The sequence below is a fragment of the Occallatibacter sp. genome, assembly GCF_049802275.1.
Taxonomy (GTDB): domain Bacteria; phylum Acidobacteriota; class Terriglobia; order Terriglobales; family Acidobacteriaceae; genus Telmatobacter.
The window spans coordinates 1-3,802 of record NZ_JBARMD010000265.1; the positions used below are offsets into that span (position 1 = coordinate 1).

Below are 3,802 nucleotides of genomic sequence, written 5' to 3' on the forward strand. Positions count from 1 at the left end.
CGGACCAGACTCCTGCCTTCGGCAGCATGATAGGCAACCTGTTCAGCCAGTCGAATGGCGAGCAGAAAGCCGGCATGCTCAATCAACTGATTGCGTCTGTAGGACCGGGCACCGTGGCGCAGATGGCGGGTGGCGGAATGCTGGCAAGTTTGCTGGGCGGCGGTGCAAGCCAGATTACTCCACAACAGGCCCAGAACATTTCTCCGGAGGTGGTGCAGCAGATTGCCACTCACGCGGAGAAAACGAATCCTTCGATCGTGGATCAGGCGAGTGCCTTCTATGCTCAACATTCAACGCTTGTGAAGACGCTTGGCGGAGCAGCATTGTCCATCGCATTGGCTAAAGTTGCCGAGCGACAAAGAGCCTGAGAGCCTGACAATACTTCGGAACATCGTTACTTCGGAGAATGGTTTCATCGGTCCCGCGTAAACGCTGAGTGCGAGAAAGGAGAGGCTATGTTTGCACTGCTTTGGGAAATACTCATTGGATTAGTGGTTGGAGTCGTAGCCAAGCTGCTCATGCCAGGCAAAGATCCTGGCGGGATTTTCGTTACCATCATCATTGGAATCGCGGGCTCGATTGGGGCAACCTTCCTCGGGCAATTGATCGGCTGGTACAAGCAGGGACAATCCGCCGGCTTCATCATGTCCGTTCTTGGTGCGGTGCTGATTCTCTGGATCTACCGCCTGATTAAGCGCAGGAGTGCAACCGCGTAAGGAAAGACACCGCAGGGAACCAGAGGGCACATTCAAGTTGATCGGTCAACTGGCGTCGAGGTTGAAGCTGATGTCATTCAGCCATTCGGCAATCAAGTCCTCGTCTCCGGGGTCGAAGACGTACGCGTCGTTCAGCAGCAGAATCGTCGCCCAGTAGACCAGGTCGCGCTCCGAAACGAGTTCGAAGCGCTTGTGCTCTAGTGCGTTCGAAATGTGTTCGCGGGTGATGACGATTCCCGGCTCGGGAATAGGGAAGCGGTTGTTTGCTGAGCGGCGCTGGGTGATGTTTTTGTCGCTTTCTTCCTTCGGATCGAAGTCGACATCGAACGCACCGGCAAGCGCGCGCAGCATCTCCTCGCGGCCGACCTCAAAAAGCGCAAATTTCCGCAGCACGTCGAGCTGCTCATCGGTTAGAGGCGGAAGTTCTGGCTCTTGCGTCATTCAGCCTTATGCTATCCCCCAAAGGGGCCCGAGCGTAACGGCCTTCGCCAGGGAGCCTCTTCAGGCTGCGTCTTCCTCTTCCTCGACCTCGGGCTTGCGCGGGATGGGAATCGCCTTGGTACGGGCTCGGCGTTTCGCGGCTTTCTTTTTTTCGGCCTTCCTGGCTGCAGCCTTGCGCCGGCGGATCTCCTCTGCGGAATACATCGTTCCCCGGCATTTTGCGGTGCCGCAGTTGCACGTGGCCTCGTCGTCGCCCCCGTCGTAGAGGCAATAGTCGTAGGTAATTTCTTCGCCCGGCTCGATCTTGCGGATAGCCCTGATCCAGACGCGACCCTTAATCTCTTCGGTCTCACAATTAGGGTTGCAACTGTGGTTGATAAACATGGCCATGCAATGGCCGTCGATTACGACTGTTCCGTCACCGAGTCCAAACAAATAGGTGATAGGCGAATCCTCGTTGGCCGTGTCGGCTTCGTCTTTACTGAGGCGTGGCCCGGTGTACTCGGCAACGCGCGTGCCCCTGCGAACTGCGGTGGTGCTATAGCAGCCGGCGGCGTGAATGGCGGATGAGCGGATGATGAGCGCCATAGGTTGTGCGACTTTATCCTGGGGTGAGTTGAAGTACGCAACAGCGTGTTCCCAAAATTCGGGCTTCTTCGATATGCCGGGTGTGAGCGCTGGCAACTGGCCATGCACCATAAACTTCGCAAGTCGACCAAACCTGAGTTTGAAACATGCTCTATGCAAGGCATCGTAACATTAGAGTGACGGTTACGAACGACGCCACGAAAAGAATTCGAATGAAGTTGAAACTTCACATCGTACTTGCGGTTGGATGCGGCCTGGTCGCAGGGGTTGGGCTGTTCGCACAGTCAACGCCATCGCCGCAGAAGCCGCCTGCGAACACGCAGCAACCGGCGCAGAAGCCGACTGAGGCCAATCCTTTTCCTGGCGACACAAATAACATTCCGGTGGTGCCGATCAACGGAGAGCCGGCGCCCGCGCCGCCTGTGGCGAACGATGAACCAGTCGCGGAAACCACAAGCCTGCTCAAGAGCGATACAGACCCGGTGCATAGCCCCGATGATCCACCCCCCGACACATCCGCTTCCGACAGCGGATTCAGTTCCAGCCTGAGTGGCGACAACGTCAGAATCCCCGACGAACCCCCGCCAACCGGTCACCACAAACTTAAAGCGCCGGATGAGGTTCATCAGGAAACAGCCAAAGAAGACGAGGATGTGGGCCAGTTCGAACTCAGCCGGAAGAACTGGAAGGCGGCTCTATCGCGGTATCAGTCAGCTCTCGTCACCGACCCTGAAAATCCCGAGGTGTATTGGGGAATTGCAGAGGCACAGCGCGAGTTGAAAGACTTCGCCAATGCCAAGGCGAACTACCAGAAGGTGATGGAGTACGACCCCGACAGCAAGCACGGCAAGGAAGCCAAAAAGCTGCTGAAGGAACCCGAACTGGCCAACGCCCCCGCAGTGTCGAAGAACCAGCAGCCGCAGTGATCGAGCACCTCGCCACCCTTCAAAAGCACTGTCATTCCGACCGACCAACGGGAGTGGAGGAACCCGGAGTTGCTTTTTGCTCGCCTCCTGGGGCGCTGATCTCCATCACAGCGAACCCAATTCTTGCTGAATACACATTCGGAATGGATGATCGCCTCTATTCGACCTACATCGTTGCGAGCCGCAGCCACCCTGTACATCGGTGTCACCGGCGATCTTCGAGAAAGGGTCTCCCAGCACAAATGGAAGGAATATGAAGGATTCAGCGCAAAGTACAACTGCGATCGGCTCGTTTGGTTTGAACACTATCAAGACATCGAAAAGGCGATTGCACGGGAAACTGAGTTGAAGAGTGGAATTTGGGTACGAACCGGCCGACTACAAACGGGCGACTGACAGGTTACTTTCTTGAATCAGCTGAGCGAACCGCAACTGCAGGTTCCTCCACTCCCGTTGGTCGGTCGGAATGACATTGCTCTTTGGCTTGATCGCGAAGTGTCACAATCCCACCAAACGCAGATAAGCAGCAATGATCGGCTGTCCCCAGAGCGCGCTGATGATTCCGCCGACACACAGGAACGTTCCCAGCGGCAGCTTCGACATAAGCCAGGTGTCGGATTCTCGCCGCGCCGCGGGCATCGCGAGCACTAATAGCGCAAACACAGCGCCCAGCAAGATGCCGATAGCGAAGGACAGCAGCGCCCCTGAGAGTCCCAGCCATGCTCCCAGCATCGCCATCAGCTTGGCATCGCCAAGTCCAATGCCTTCGCGACGTCGAATCAGCCAGTAAGTCCAGCGGATGAGAAGAATGAGCCCTCCGGCGCCTAGGATGGCAGCGAGTTGGCTCAGCGCGGGGGTCCAAAGTCCAAACCTTTCGTGCACGTACTCCCCTGGTAAAACGAAGGGATCCGCCACACTTTTTATAAATCCAATGGCCACTCCGGTGATCGTCAAGAGGTTCGGCAGCCAGAGGTTCTCTGCGTCGAGAATGGCAAGCGCAACCAACATCCACAAAAACATCATCGTGAGCAAACGGTGTGCGAACGTGTAGAGCAGAAGTGTGCCGAGGAAATCATCTGGGGGAAAATCTGGAAGCGGCCGTGATGCAACATAAGCCCAGAGCCCCGCGAT

At 56.5% G+C, this 3,802-nt stretch carries 7 protein-coding genes; 4 read left to right on the forward strand and 3 right to left on the reverse strand.

The window, feature by feature from the left end; genetic code table 11:
• Both WA354_RS09260 and WA354_RS09265 read left to right on the forward strand, forming a co-directional pair.
• A partial coding sequence (locus WA354_RS09260; protein WP_472812722.1) for a hypothetical protein occupies positions 1 to 368 on the forward strand: 368 nt, incomplete at its 5' end.
• A gap of 87 nt (positions 369 to 455) precedes the next feature.
• A complete protein-coding gene (locus WA354_RS09265) occupies positions 456 to 716 on the forward strand; it encodes a GlsB/YeaQ/YmgE family stress response membrane protein (RefSeq protein ID WP_472812723.1) in 261 nt (86 codons plus the stop codon).
• A 45-nt stretch (positions 717 to 761) separates the two neighbouring features.
• Here WA354_RS09265 and WA354_RS09270 read toward each other — a convergent pair whose 3' ends face one another.
• Positions 762 to 1,157 (reverse strand): hypothetical protein, encoded by a 396-nt coding sequence (locus tag WA354_RS09270; RefSeq protein ID WP_472812724.1) that lies wholly within the window; start codon positions 1,155 to 1,157, stop codon positions 762 to 764.
• Between the two features lie 60 nt (positions 1,158 to 1,217).
• On the reverse strand, positions 1,218 to 1,841 hold the full coding sequence (locus tag WA354_RS09275) for an SET domain-containing protein (RefSeq protein ID WP_472812725.1): 624 nt from the start codon (positions 1,839 to 1,841) through the stop codon (positions 1,218 to 1,220).
• A 116-nt stretch (positions 1,842 to 1,957) separates the two neighbouring features.
• Between WA354_RS09275 and WA354_RS09280 the strand changes: the two genes are divergently transcribed.
• Both WA354_RS09280 and WA354_RS09285 read left to right on the forward strand, forming a co-directional pair.
• The gene (locus WA354_RS09280) at positions 1,958 to 2,671 is read left to right on the forward strand and encodes a tetratricopeptide repeat protein (RefSeq protein ID WP_472812726.1); all 714 of its coding nucleotides are present in this window, start codon (positions 1,958 to 1,960) and stop codon (positions 2,669 to 2,671) included.
• 147 nt (positions 2,672 to 2,818) lie between these two features.
• Entirely contained in the window at positions 2,819 to 3,067 is a 249-nt protein-coding gene (locus WA354_RS09285) for a GIY-YIG nuclease family protein (protein WP_472812727.1), read from the forward strand.
• Positions 3,068 to 3,169: 102 nt separating this feature from the next.
• On the opposite strand, the gene WA354_RS09290 is transcribed toward WA354_RS09285, so the two are convergent.
• A partial coding sequence (locus tag WA354_RS09290; RefSeq protein WP_472812728.1) for a prepilin peptidase occupies positions 3,170 to 3,802 on the reverse strand: 633 nt, incomplete at its 5' end.